The sequence below is a fragment of the Amycolatopsis rubida genome (assembly GCF_900115345.1).
Classification (GTDB): Bacteria; Actinomycetota; Actinomycetes; order Mycobacteriales; family Pseudonocardiaceae; genus Amycolatopsis; species Amycolatopsis rubida.
This window is the reverse complement of the sequence record NZ_FOWC01000001.1, coordinates 779,033-791,183: the sequence shown is the minus strand read 5'-3', so window position 1 is coordinate 791,183 and position 12,151 is coordinate 779,033. Positions and strand designations below refer to the sequence as shown.

General features: G+C 68.9%; 11 protein-coding genes and 1 tRNA gene. 9 read left to right on the top strand and 3 right to left on the bottom strand.

Annotated features, from left to right (window positions below; translation table 11 throughout):
- Window positions 1-101: 101 nt before the first annotated feature.
- A complete protein-coding gene (locus BM362_RS03935; RefSeq protein ID WP_093572222.1) occupies window positions 102-1,586 on the bottom strand; it encodes a hypothetical protein in 1,485 nt (494 codons plus the stop codon).
- A 153-nt stretch (window positions 1,587-1,739) separates the two neighbouring features.
- On the opposite strand from BM362_RS03935, the gene BM362_RS03930 reads away from it, so the two are divergent.
- The 4 genes from BM362_RS03930 to BM362_RS03915 all read left to right on the top strand — a co-directional run bounded on the left by BM362_RS03930 (window position 1,740) and on the right by BM362_RS03915 (window position 4,089).
- A complete protein-coding gene (locus BM362_RS03930) occupies window positions 1,740-2,231 on the top strand; it encodes a hypothetical protein (protein ID WP_093572221.1) in 492 nt (163 codons plus the stop codon).
- A gap of 76 nt (window positions 2,232-2,307) precedes the next feature.
- Window positions 2,308-2,928: a hypothetical protein gene (locus BM362_RS03925; protein WP_093572220.1), complete on the top strand. Its 621-nt coding sequence runs from the start codon at window positions 2,308-2,310 to the stop codon at window positions 2,926-2,928.
- Between the two features lie 223 nt (window positions 2,929-3,151).
- The gene (locus tag BM362_RS03920; protein WP_093572219.1) at window positions 3,152-3,661 is read left to right on the top strand and encodes a DUF2716 domain-containing protein; all 510 of its coding nucleotides are present in this window, start codon (window positions 3,152-3,154) and stop codon (window positions 3,659-3,661) included.
- Between the two features lie 26 nt (window positions 3,662-3,687).
- Window positions 3,688-4,089, top strand: a complete 402-nt coding sequence (locus BM362_RS03915; protein WP_093572218.1) for an Imm7 family immunity protein — start codon at window positions 3,688-3,690, stop codon at window positions 4,087-4,089.
- Between the two features lie 34 nt (window positions 4,090-4,123).
- On the opposite strand, the gene BM362_RS03910 is transcribed toward BM362_RS03915, so the two are convergent.
- Complete coding sequence (locus tag BM362_RS03910) at window positions 4,124-5,587, bottom strand: alkaline phosphatase family protein (protein ID WP_093572217.1); 1,464 nt, start codon at window positions 5,585-5,587, stop codon at window positions 4,124-4,126.
- A gap of 279 nt (window positions 5,588-5,866) precedes the next feature.
- Window positions 5,867-5,939 (bottom strand) — tRNA-Gly (locus BM362_RS03905).
- 211 nt (window positions 5,940-6,150) lie between these two features.
- Here BM362_RS03905 and BM362_RS03900 point away from each other — a divergent pair.
- The 5 genes from BM362_RS03900 (at window position 6,151) to BM362_RS03880 (ending at window position 12,085) form a co-directional block, all read left to right on the top strand.
- Window positions 6,151-7,779: a zf-HC2 domain-containing protein gene (locus tag BM362_RS03900; RefSeq protein ID WP_093572216.1), complete on the top strand. Its 1,629-nt coding sequence runs from the start codon at window positions 6,151-6,153 to the stop codon at window positions 7,777-7,779.
- 69 nt (window positions 7,780-7,848) lie between these two features.
- Window positions 7,849-8,289 carry a DUF983 domain-containing protein gene (locus BM362_RS03895; protein ID WP_067578516.1) on the top strand — a complete coding sequence of 147 codons (441 nt, stop codon included), beginning with the start codon at window positions 7,849-7,851 and terminating at the stop codon, window positions 8,287-8,289.
- Between the two features lie 38 nt (window positions 8,290-8,327).
- Window positions 8,328-9,188, top strand: coding sequence for an Fpg/Nei family DNA glycosylase (locus tag BM362_RS03890; protein ID WP_093572215.1), 861 nt, complete (start codon window positions 8,328-8,330; stop codon window positions 9,186-9,188).
- A 728-nt stretch (window positions 9,189-9,916) separates the two neighbouring features.
- Window positions 9,917-11,221 carry a sensor histidine kinase gene (locus tag BM362_RS03885; protein ID WP_067578518.1) on the top strand — a complete coding sequence of 435 codons (1,305 nt, stop codon included), beginning with the start codon at window positions 9,917-9,919 and terminating at the stop codon, window positions 11,219-11,221.
- A gap of 18 nt (window positions 11,222-11,239) precedes the next feature.
- Complete coding sequence (locus BM362_RS03880) at window positions 11,240-12,085, top strand: S49 family peptidase (RefSeq protein ID WP_093572214.1); 846 nt, start codon at window positions 11,240-11,242, stop codon at window positions 12,083-12,085.
- Window positions 12,086-12,151 lie beyond the last annotated feature (66 nt).

The window sequence follows — 12,151 nt, the reverse complement described above, 5'->3', positions numbered from 1 at the left end:
GTCAATGCGTCGTCGCTACCCGATTGTGTGTGACGACGTGGACATTGTGCACGGGTGCGACCCCGCGTGACCTGGCGGGTCGCCTTGGGCGCCGGGTGCGTTCAGCCGGCGGGCAGCGCGGCCGCGACCTTCGCGCGGATCTCTTCCATCCGCGACCGCAGCGCCGCCGGATCCTGGCCGACCGGGCCCGACACGCCGATGCCGACCGACACGCCGCCGGAGGTGTACCAGAAGGCCATGACGCGTCCGGCCGGGCTGCTCCCGGTGTAGAGCAGGTCGGTGGCCGCCGGGCCGAGCGGGCTGCTGTCGAACCCGCCGGTGACGAGGTTCTGCCGCAGTCCCTGGACGAGCTGACCGGCCTGCGCCTTGGACGGCGCCGGGACGGCGATGAGCGTCGTGCCGCCGTCGGTGCCGGCGTAGGCGTGGTAGACGAGCTGGTCTGCGCCCGCCGCGCGCATGAGGTTCGCGTCGGCGTCGGAGACGGCCTTGGCCTGGACCGCCTTGTCCAGAGCCATGGTCGAGTTCTCCGGGTTCGGCGTGCCCGCCAATGTGGGCAGCTTGTCCTCGAGCGAGGCCGGCTGGGTGTTCGGCGCGGACGAGGTGGCCGGCGGCGGGGTGGCGGTGTCGTTCGGGTCGTTCCTGTTGCCGAGGAACCAGATGCCGCCGACGACCAGCGCCAGCACCACGAGCACGGCCAGCGAGAGGAACAGCCAGGTCGGCTTCCCTCGGCGAGGTTTGGCGTCGTCCTCCCAGAGCCGGCGCGGCTCCGGCTGGCTGCCGTTCGCCGGGATCGCGCCGAAGACCGCGGTGGGCCGGTCGTCGGCGGGGCTCGGCGCGGTGGTCTGCCGGTCGGTGGAGAACGGGGTGCCCGGGGTGTGCGGGAAGGCGGGCTGGGGCTTTTCCGCCGACGGGACCGCGGCCCCGGAGTTCAGGAACGATTCGACCGCGGGCGGTTCCGGCGCGGGCATCGCCGGGTTGGTGCTGGCCCATCCGACGACCGGCTGGCTCGGCTGTTGCTGCTGGCTCGGTTGCTGCTGCGGGCCAGGGGTGTGCCACTGCACGGGAGCGACGCCCGGCCAGGTTCCCGGCTGCGCGGGCATCTGCGGCTGCGGCTGGTGCGGCGGGGGCGGGGTCGCCTGGCTTGGCGGAGCGGGCGGCGGCGTTGCCGGGGTCTGCGGTGGCGAGAAGAAGGGTGCGGCCGGGTTGGCAGCGGGCTGCTCCGGTGCCACGGTGCCTCCGGGCGGGGTGGTGTCCAGCCGGAGCGTGGTCGTCGGGTCCTGCTCCGCCATGGTCGCCACGACCTGCGTAGTGCTCGCGCTGCTGTCGGCGGAGGCGCTCGGCTCCGCTGCTGGCTGGCTGTCCGATTCGGCAGGCGGTGCAGTCGCCTGGGCGGCCGGTGTGCTCCAGGTGGGTGACTCGCTGGCCGAAGGCGCGTCCTGCCGCAACGGCGACGCCACTGGCGAAGCCGCCCCGCCGCCCGACGCCTCGGCGAGCAGTTCGTCGCGCTGGCGGCGGTGTTCGGCGTGGCCGAGGCGGCCGGCGGCCAACTCCGCGTCCAAGCGCCGGAGCTCTTCCTGCCAGCTCATCACGCAACCCCCTGTCACCGGTTCGGGCGACAGTGTTCCACGCGCCCCGGCTCCGTGGGGCTCAGGTGCACAAGATCAGCCCAGATCTGCCCAGATCAGGCACCCGCTTCGCGCGTCCGCCGGGAAAACGCGACGTCTCCTACGATCGGGAGCATGTCCTCCGCGCGCGGTGCGCTCGCCGCCCTTGCCGTGGATCGGCTCGCCGGTCTCGACATCACCGCTGCCGAACTCGTCGAGGCCGGGGCGCGGGCCGTCGGCGCGGGTCTCGACGCGCCCTCCCTTCCCGGACTGGCCGCTCTCGACCACCGGAACCACCAGGCGGTTTCCGACGCGTTCTCGCACGTGGTCGAGGAGCTGGGCATCGAACTGCCGGCCGACGCCACCGCGGCCCAATGGCAGCTGCTCGGCGACCATCTCGGCGAGATGGTGCGCGGCGACGTCCGGCTCGCGGAGGCCGCGAAGAGCGTCAAAGCCCTCGACGGACGGCTCGGCCACCCGGCCGCGCTCGCCGAGCTGCGTCAGTGGCTGGCGATGCTCGCGACCTGGATTCCGACCGACGTCACGCCGGTCAGCTACTGCGAGCAACAGGTTCTGCAGCAGGCGCGCGCGGTACTGGCGGGTCCGTGGCCGCCGGTCACCCGTTAAGCGGCAAAAACTGTCGTACATATGTTCTAAAATTGGCCGGGTACTGGGGAAACCATCCACCGGAAGGCGGCCGCCCATGACCAGTTCTCAGTCGGCATACGTCACGCTGCCCACGTTCGTCGGGTACAGCGCCAGCAAGGGCCCGTCGCGCTCCTCGTTCGTCCGCAGGCAGCGCCGGTTGTACGAGGACCCGGCCCGGGCGGCGTTCAACTACTACCGGCGCGCGGCGAACGCGGTCCGGGCGGGCCGGGCGGCGCGGCAGGACGAGGTGGCCATGCGCGCGCTGGTCAACAACGCCGACGAGCGCACGCGTCCGCATTACGCCGCCATCGCCGAGGGCTGGCTGCGCTACCTCGGCAGGCGCGATCCGAAGCTGATCGAGGTCGGGCGGGCGAGGTTCGCGCTCGGCGAGCTGGAGATCGGCGTCAGCCCGCAGCTGGGGCTGCGGAAGTCGAACGGCCGCCGGTTCGCCACCTGGCTGTACTTCAAGGAGGAGCCGCTCACCCGGGATGCCGCGCAGCTCGCGTTGTGGCTGCTCACCGAGGGCATGCCGGATCTGCTTCCGGGCGGGGAGGCGCTGGTCGTGGACGTGCGCCGGGCGAAGGAGTTCACCTTGTCGGCGCGCGACCGGGAGCGGCTGCGGCCGTGGGCGTTCAGCGAGGCGTCGGCGTTCGTCACGCTGTGGCGCGCCGCATAACTGCTCCGTGCATGACTGGCGGGGGTCTCGGGTAAGGAACCTGCGGACCGGGCGCTGTTTTCCCGGTCCGCGGGCCACCCGGTCGAGTGACAGCTTGGCGCTCGGCTCCGGTGGACTGGACAATCCCGGCCCCGGACACGAAGCTTTCGGCAGTTTCGAGCCCGGTCGATGACTTCGAGGTCGACAAGTGAACGCTGCTGCAGCCTGGGAGCCGCTCTCGCGAGTGGCCGACGAACCCGCTTGGTATTGGGTGCACGACAAGCTCAGGTTCTGGCCGAGCACCTTCGCGCACGATTGGCCCGGCTTCCATGAGCCGCGTCCCTCGGCTGCCTGGGATCTGTCCACCGGCGAGTACGACCGCGCCTCGGCGGAGTTCCGCCTCGGCCCGTACGCGGTGGAAGAGCACGACGTGGCCCGCGCAGTGCTGGCCGCCCTCCAAGAGACGACCGCCGAAGACGACTGGCTGTGGGTCCTGCACTGGCAGCACCAGTCGTTCAAGTTCTGGCCGCATCGCATGCGGCAAAACGCGCCGTGGCCGGTCTCAGTCTTCCCGCGCGGCGACTACCACCTGTTCCTCGCCGCGGACTTCAGCTACGGCACGCTCGGCCACCCGTGGGAACGCACTCTGTGCGTCTTCGGCGAAAACTTGCTCCCCGCAGTCGAAAAGCACGCCGACGGCATTCTCACGACCAAGCTCCGCCGAGACGGCCAGCCCTCTGCGCTGACCCGCTGAACACGGCCGCTGCTACCGTCTCGCACGTGTTCGAATACCACGGCTGGGTGACCATCGCCGCCACCGCGACCGGCGACGACGACGCAGCTCTGCTGGAGCGCCTGGTCGAGCGCGTCGGCCGGTCACTGCGCGACGTGGGCATGCTGGACCTGGTCGATCTGCGCTGGAGCGCCGGGCTGCCGATGCTCCATCTGGGTGGTCTGGACAAGCACGGCGGCGCGATCGGGCCGCAGTTGCTGGAAACGTTCGCGCGGGTCGGCGAACTGGCCCCCGGTTCCTATGGGCTGCTGCACGTCTGGGACGACCAGGACGCCGAGCACGACAACGATTTCCGCGTGTACCGGATGGCGCGCGGCCAGGTGAGCGACCATAGCGATCCGCATCTTTCCCCGGTCGCGCCGACGTTACTGGACGGCTACGAGCTGTGAGCCCCTGCCCGTGGACAGGGGCTCACTCGGCAGGTCAGTGCGGCGGGGTCTGCGGGCGGTGCCCGCGCTCCTGACGCGGCGGTTTCTGGTCGGTGCCGGGGAATTTCGGAGCGGGCAGGTGCGCGGCCTCGTAACGGGAGAGCGTCAGCGGCCCGGAGGTGTCGGGCAGGGTCGGCGGTTTCGCCCTGTGGTCGCGGAACCGGAACGCTGAGGTCAGGTCGCCGAAGGTGGCGCGCCGCCAGCCGGAGATGTTGGGCTCGGCCACACCGGTGACTTTTTCCAGGAACCGCAGGGTCGAGGTGTGGTCGAAGGGCTCGGTCGCGACCCATCCGCCCGCGGTCCACGGCGAAACGATGACGCAGGGCACCCGGTAGCCGGCTCCGACGGACAGGCCGTTGCCTTTGGTGCCGCCGGGCGAGGTTTTGGTGACGAACTCGTGCGGGGTGCCGGGGTTCGGCGTGGGCGGGATGACGTGGTCGAAGAGCCCGTCGTTCTCGTCGTAGTTGAGGATGAACGCGGTTTTGGCCCAGACGTCGGGGTTGGCGGCGATCGCGTCGATCTTGGACGCGACGAACGCGGCACCCTCGGCGGGGGTGTAGTCGGGGTGCTCGGACGCGGTCGAGGTGCAGATGATCCACGAGACGGTGGGCAGTTTGTCGTTGCGCGCGTCGTACTCGAACTGGCCTTCGGCTCCGTGGGTGGTGCCGTTGAGCACGAGCGGGGAGTCGGCGGCCGCGTTTTTGAAGTTCGCGAAGTTTTCGAGCATGTTGCAGCCGTAGGTGTCGTTCTGCTCGTACACCTTCCAGCTCACCCCCGCCGCCTGGAGCCGCTCGGCGTAGGTCGTCCAGGTGTAGCCGCCCGCCGGGGCTTTGTTGTCGAGGATGGGCCCGCCGTGTTCCCCGTCGGGGTCGATGGTGCCGGTCATCCACATCATCCGGTTGGGCCAGGTGGGCCCGAGCACTGAGCAGTGGTAGGCGTCGCAGATCGTGAACGCCTCCGCCAGCGCGAACTGAAACGGCAGGTCAGCCCGGGTGTGGTAGCCCATCACGTAGGGCCCGTTCTTACCGTCCGCCTTGCGGTGCGCGGGCAGCCAGTTGTCCATTTTGCCGCCGTTGAGGGCGTCGTGCTGGACCTGCCAGGCGTGCGAGGTGGACGGGATCTTCTGTGCGTTGGTCGCATGGGTGTCCAGATGGAACGGCAAGGCGTACCCGGCCGGGTTCTGCGGGTCGGGCTGATAGAACACCGACCGTCCATTGGGCAACCGAGCCGCCTCGGGGTCCGCGAATCCCCGGACCCCGGACAACGTCCCGAAGTAGTGGTCGAACGACCGGTTCTCCTGCATCAGCAACACCACGTGCTCGACATCTGCCAGCGACCCCCGCCCCGGCACCCCCCGAGCCAACGCCTCCCGCACACTGCCCGGCAACAACGAAGCCGAAGCCGCGGCGGCCCCAGCCCCGGCAACCCCAAGAACCCGCCGACGAGTCAACTCAGTCATGCGGCCACGTTCCCCCGCCACTCGCGCGTCAAGAACCAACCGAACCGGAACAACTCATGAACGAGTCCAGCAAGTCAGACACACCCCGCCAAAGCCCCCCTCCGGGCGCCTCTCCCGCTCCGCCCCCACGCCCTCTCCGCTTGCTCCGCGCGCTACGAAGCCCCCCACCCACCCAACCGCCACCGATGGCACCGCGGGGGTCCGGGGGCTCGGCCCCCGGGGCAACACAACGAAGGCCCTGTATCCACGCTTTCCGTGGATACAGGGCCTTCAGGACTGAGCGGATGACGGGATTCGAACCCGCGACCCTCACCTTGGCAAGGTGATGCGCTACCAGCTGCGCTACATCCGCGTTAACCGCTTGGTGCTCGGTGTTGTGGACACTCTATACCGTCGGCCCGGTGACACTTTTGGGGGCCCCGTTAATTGGCGTGGACCTGCTGAGATGTGGTGCTTGCGCGTCACGTCGAGCGCACAAGGGGTGACGACGGGCGCTCTGCTCCGTATGGTGTCCCCCATCGACTTCAGTGGTGAGTCCTTCGGGGGAGGAGGTGCCTTGCCGGATGACCGAGCTGGGCACGGCGCCGCCACCAGCGGCCTCGGAATCCGACGAGCAGGCACTTTTGAAGCGGCTGCGCGATGGCGAGGATGCCGCGTTCGGGGAGTTGTTCGAGCTGCATGCCGCAGCCGTGCGCAGATTGGCGCAGAGCCTCGCGTCGGATCGCTCCGAAGCTGAAGACATCACCGCGGAGACCTTCTTCCGCGTGCTGCAGGCGTTGCGCCGCGGTGCGGGTCCGCGGGATTACGTGCGGGCTTATTTGCTGACGGTCGCGCGCCGGGTGTCGTGGGAGTGGCACGGGGCGCGGCGCGATGTCCCGGTGACTGACGACGAGCTGACGTTCCGCGCGGGAGCCGGGGTGGACACGCCTGCCCGGACGGCCGAGCACACGTTGATCACGACGGCGTTCACGAGTTTGCCGGAGCGGTGGCGGACGGTTCTGTGGCAGACCGAGGTCGAGGGCGAGCAGCCGGCGATGGTGGCTCCGCATTTCGGGTTGTCGGCGAATGCGACGGCGGCGTTGGCGCGGCGGGCGCGGCAGGGGTTGCGGGCGGCGTATCTGCAGGCGCATTTGTCGGTGAACCGGGGTCCGGAGACGTGCCGCGCGGTGGTGGAGAAGCTCGGCGGGTTCACCGCGGGCAGTGTCACGGGCGCTGAGGCGGAGCGGATCAAGGCGCATTTGCTGGGATGTCCGCCGTGCCGGGCGACGCAGGACGAGCTGCGGGATGTGTGTTCGTCGTTGCGGGCGCATGCCGGGGTGCTGGTGCTCGCGGTTCCGGCGCTGGCCGGGGCCGGGAAGGTCGCCGGTGCGGTCGCGACGGTGAAGAGCGTGGTGTTCGGCTCGAAGGTGAAGGTCGGGCTGGCGCTTGCGTCGACCGCGGCGGCGGGCGCGGTGAGCTTGACCGCTGGTCCGCTGGTGTTCGGGTCGCATCCGGTGCAGAACGTCGGGTTGGGCGGTGGTGCGCCGGAGCTGGCGTTGCAGCCGCCGGAGCAACCTCCGCCGCCGGCGCAGCAGGGTCCGCGGGTCATCTCCGGGAAGCTGTACGGCAGCGCGCGGCCCGCGCATGCGGCGGTCCGGCCGGGCGCCTCGCAGCATTTGGGGGTGGCCGAGGTGCCGCATTTGCCGCCGGTGGGTCAGGCGGCGTCCGGGGAGCAGTCGTCGTCGACGTCGGACTCGGCTGGTTCGACGCCGCGGGATGATCTTCCCGGCCAGGACGGCGACCATTCGGAGTCGCCGATGACGAGCCGGTCGTCCAGCACCGAGTCGCGGTCGGATCTGGATACGTCCACGTACTCGTCGAGCCCGAGCGTGCTGAGCACGACGGCGGACGACACCACTCCGTCGTATGTTCCGCCGCCCTCGTCGTATGTGCCCTCGCCGGATTCGTACGTGCCGCCGTCGGTCACGACCGCTCCGCGGTCTTCCAGCTCGGCTGAGTCGTCCGGCTGCCCGAAGTCCGCCAAGTCTTCCAAGCCCGTTGAGCCGGCCAAGTCGTCGAGGTCCGCCGAGCCCGCGACGTCGGCCAGAACGGACTCCACGTCCGGGAACGATGTCACCGGTTCGGCCGATTCCTCAACGGACGCAAGCTCTCGAACAGCCAAAACCCGGCAAACCGCCAGTAACTCTCAGTGAGCACCTCGCGCTCGACGGCACGGTCACGGTAACGTTGACCGAGCTCGACGTCGCCCGGGAGGCAACAGGATGAACCGGCTGGTGCGCGGCGAAGACGGTCGCCATTGGGTGGTCCGTGCCCAGATGGAGTGGCGGGCTCCCGCCACCGCTGACGATTTCGAACACGACGTCGCAGGCAGTTACGGACCTGGCATCGCGATGATCGTGGTCATGGTGTTCCTGGTGATCGCGCTGGTGGTCTGGACGCCGGATGTCGTGAAGGTGCCCGCGTGGGTGCTGCTGGCGTTGCTGCTGGTGGTGTTGTTCTTCCCGCTGCGGTGGATCCTGCGCCGTCCGTGGACGGTGGTCGCCGAGACCGAGGGCGACGTCGCGGGCGACCGGCCGTCGGAGCGCTGGGTCGGCACGATCCGCGGCATGTTCACCGTGTCCGGCGAGGTGAAGCGGATCTCGAAGACGATCCAGAAGCACTCGCTGCCGGACTTCGACGGTCCGCTGCACCCGGTCGAATAGACCTGGCCGGAACCGGGCCGGCGCGCGAGACTGGTGCCATGCCCGAGTTGCCCGAGGTCGAAGCACTGGCCCATCACCTGCGCGAACACGCCGTGGGGAGCACTGTTTTCCGGCTTGACGTCGCCTCGTTGAGCGTGCTGAAGACCGCGGTGCCGCCGTATACCGAGCTGCATGGCCGCGAAATCACCGACGCGACTCGGCACGGCAAGCATCTGGATGTCGTGCTGGGAGATCTGCATCTGGTGGTCCATTTGGCGCGCGCTGGCTGGCTGCGCTGGTCGGACGCGCTGTCCCCGGCTCCGTTGAAGCCGGGGAAGGGGCCGATCTCGCTGCGGGTGCATCTGGAGTCGGCTTCCGGTCCTGGCTTCGATCTCACTGAGGCGGGGACGAAGAAGGGGCTGGCGGTGTGGATCGTCGCGGATCCCTCCGAGGTGGCGAGCGTGGCCCGGCTGGGGCCGGATGCGCTGGCGATCGATGCTTCGCAGTTGCGGGAGTTGTTCCGGGGGAAGGGAACCCGGCTGAAGTGGGCGTTGACTGATCAGTCGTTGATCGCGGGGATCGGGAACGCTTATTCGGACGAGATCATGCATCGGGCGAAGCTGTCGCCTTATGCGACTGTGGGGAAGCTCGACGAGGGGGCGTTGGAGGTTTTGGCCGAGGCGATCCGTGCGGTGGAGACGGACGCTGTTTCGCGGTCAGTGGGGCAGAAGGCTGCGCGGTTGAAGGGGGAGAAGCGGTCTGGGCTGCGGGTGCATGCTCGGACCGGGCTGCCTTGTCCGGTTTGCGGGGATACTGTTCGGGAGATTTCGTTCGCGGACAAGTCGTTTCAGTATTGTGCGACCTGCCAGACCGGGGGGAAGCCGTTGGCTGATCGGCGGATGTCTCGGTTGTTGAAGTAGTTCGGCTCGCCGCCTGGCGGCGACATTGCTCCCCGGTGCTGGGGCGGCCCCGAAGCTTGATTGTGCAGTCGGGCTTCGTATCGGGGTGTGGGTGGGTTGGCTGCGGGTGGCTCTCTGATTTGCCGACGTCCGCATCGCGGACCGTGGCCATCGCTTTGCGGAAAATCTGAACGCTGTCGGCGCTGCACCGGCCTCGTTGGGGGACCTCAGCGGGGATTCTCGGTTGCACGGTGTGCGGTGGCTCCGCGTGCGAGAGTGGCTCCTCTCCCTTCACGGACCTCGCCACCGCGCGCCGGCCGGGGCGAGAACCCCGCGTGCCCACTGCGCGAAGCTGCCGCTGCCCGCTGGCCCCAGTCGGGCTGGGGTGAACGTCTGTGAGGGGAACCCGGAGCGAATCAGACTCCCTCAGGGTTCCCCTCACAGCACTTGGTCTAGCCCCGCTGGCGGGCGGGCAGGACCGGTCTTGCCGGGAGCGGTCCGGGTCGCGGGTGCCAAGAACCCTCATCCGCACTAGCCAAGCAATGAAGGGTCCCGTCACCCTTAACCGTCCGTAGTAATGAAGGGTCCCTTCACGCCATCCATTGGCGACTCACAGCCACCGCTACCACCCGAATGGCGCAAGATTCTCACGCTCACCGGGAGTGACGGCAGGGTTTGCCCACTCTCGGCGTCGCTACTGGACAGAAAGTGGGGAGCAGACCTTGCACCCGGTCGGTCGAGCGCAGAGCATGGACGTCGTGTCCGACTTCCCCTATGCGCTGGTCGTCCCGTGGGTTCTGGTCGGCATCCTGGTGATCGTGGTGCTGGTCCTCGCCTTCCGGGCGCGCCGGCCCAAGGGGGTCATCCAGGACGCCGTGCTCCAGGCCGTCCACCGGATGTCCAAGGCCACGCCCAACTTGCGGGCGGGGCTCGACGAGGAGGCCGCCAACCGGATGACGGCGGAGCTGCTTGAGGTGCTCGACTGTCTCGCCGTCGGCATTACCGACAGTGAAGGTACGCTGCTGTCCTGGGCGGGCGAGGCCACCGACCATTATCTGGACGTCGTCGAGGACATCGGGACCGCGTTGCGCAAACACCGTCGCGCCGTTGCCGATCACAACAAGATGCCGTGCAATCACCGTGGCACTTGCAAAATGAAGACCGCCGCGATTGTTCCCATTCTCGTTGAGGGCGAGGCCGAAGCGACGCTGATCGTCGTCGGGCGCACGCGCGGCAAGTTGGTGCAGATGGCTGAGGCGGTGGGCCAGTTCGTCTGCACGCAGTTCGAGCTCGCGCGGCTCGAAGAATCGCGCAATCAGCTGCAGCAGGCGGAAATCAAAGCACTGCGCGCGCAGATCTCGCCGCACTTCGTTTACAACGCGCTCAACACGATCTCCGCGCTCATCCGCACCGACCCGGAGGAAGCGCGCGAACTGCTTCAAGACTTCGCGGACTTCACGCGCTACTCGTTCCGCACGTCCGGCATGTACACCACGCTCGCCGAGGAACTGCGCAACATCGACCGGTACCTGACCATCGAAAACGCTCGTTTCGGGGGCAGGCTCGAGGTGCGGATGAAGATCGCGCCCGAGGTGTTGAGCGTCGTGGTGCCGTTCCTGATCATTCAGCCGCTCGTCGAGAACGCCGTCAAACACGGGCTGGCCAGCAAGCCGAGCGGCGGCTGCGTCACGGTGATCGCGCGGGACGACGGGCACGAAGCGCTGATCACGGTCGAGGACGACGGCATCGGCATGGACCCGCGGCAGCTCACGGACCTGCGCAACGCGCACCGCACTGGTGCGCACGTCGGGCTCGGCAACATCAACCAGCGCATGCGGCAGGTCTTCGGCGAGGACTACGCGCTCACCGTCGAAACCGCGCCGGGTGCGGGCATGAAGGTCGCGTTGCGGGTGCCGAAGTTCAAGCTCGGCGTGCGGCCGAACATGCCGGACTACTCCGCCGATGTCCCGCAGCAGCCGCTGGCTCCGGTCGAGCCGGAACCGGAACCCGACGGAGTGCACGGCTCGCGTTCGGGGATGCTGCCCGCGCACTGAACTGGTTAGCCTGGGCAGATGAGCGTGACCGACAAGCTGACTTCCCGCCTTCCCGTGCTCGGCGACCGGGGCGACCGCAAGGACGTGGTCGCCGTCGTGAAGCTGCACGGCGTGATCACGCCGACGCCGTCGCCGCTGGCCCGCGGCGCGATCAACCTCGGTGCCGTCGAATCCGCGCTCACCAGGGCGTTCGCGCACGACCGGCTCAAGGCCGTCGCGTTGCAGATCAACTCGCCCGGCGGCGCGCCGACGCAGTCCGGTCTCGTCGCGGAGCGGATCCGGCAGCTGGCCGACGAGAAAGGCGTGCCGGTCCTGGCGTTCGCCGAGGACGTCGCCGCGTCCGGCGGGTACTGGCTGGCCTGTGCGGCCGACGAGATCTACGCGCACCGGACGTCCATGGTCGGCTCGATCGGCGTCATCAGCGGCGGCTTCGGGTTCACCGGGCTGCTCGAACGCTTCGGCATCGAGCGCAGGCTGCACACCGCGGGCGCGAACAAATCGCGGCTCGACCCGTTCAGCCCGGAGAAGCCCGAGGACGTCGAGTGGCTGAAAAACATGCACAGCCAGTTGCACGAACTGTTCGTCGAATGGGTCAAGGAACGTCGCGGCGACCGGCTGACCGATTCCGCCGATCTGTTCACCGGGGACGTCTGGCTCGGGCAAAAAGCCGTCGACCTCGGACTGGTCGACGGGCTCGGTTCGCTGCGCGAGATTGTCCGCGAGCGATACCCGGAAGCCGAGATTTCCGTGGCGGAGCCGAAGAAACCGCTGCTCGCCCGGCTCGGGATCGGGGCGCCCGCGGCGGCGAGCGCGCTGCTGGACGCGGTGACCACGAAGGCGGCCTGGTCGCGCTTCGGACTCTGACCCCGAGGTGAGCGGCGACTCCGGTACGCCACTCACAAGCGGTACTCTCGGCTGGGGTCTGGACAA

Coding starts and splice junctions, on each gene's coding strand:
- BM362_RS03925 (WP_093572220.1), top strand. CDS start 2,308: ATGACCAGTTCTCAGTCGGCATACGTCACGCTGCCCACGTTCGTCGGG.
- BM362_RS03890 (WP_093572215.1), top strand. CDS start 8,328: ATGCCCGAGTTGCCCGAGGTCGAAGCACTGGCCCATCACCTGCGCGAA.
- BM362_RS03880 (WP_093572214.1), top strand. CDS start 11,240: ATGAGCGTGACCGACAAGCTGACTTCCCGCCTTCCCGTGCTCGGCGAC.
- BM362_RS03930 (WP_093572221.1), top strand. CDS start 1,740: ATGTCCTCCGCGCGCGGTGCGCTCGCCGCCCTTGCCGTGGATCGGCTC.
- BM362_RS03885 (WP_067578518.1), top strand. CDS start 9,917: ATGGACGTCGTGTCCGACTTCCCCTATGCGCTGGTCGTCCCGTGGGTT.
- BM362_RS03935 (WP_093572222.1), bottom strand. CDS start 1,586: ATGAGCTGGCAGGAAGAGCTCCGGCGCTTGGACGCGGAGTTGGCCGCC.
- BM362_RS03900 (WP_093572216.1), top strand. CDS start 6,151: ATGACCGAGCTGGGCACGGCGCCGCCACCAGCGGCCTCGGAATCCGAC.
- BM362_RS03910 (WP_093572217.1), bottom strand. CDS start 5,587: ATGACTGAGTTGACTCGTCGGCGGGTTCTTGGGGTTGCCGGGGCTGGG.
- BM362_RS03895 (WP_067578516.1), top strand. CDS start 7,849: ATGAACCGGCTGGTGCGCGGCGAAGACGGTCGCCATTGGGTGGTCCGT.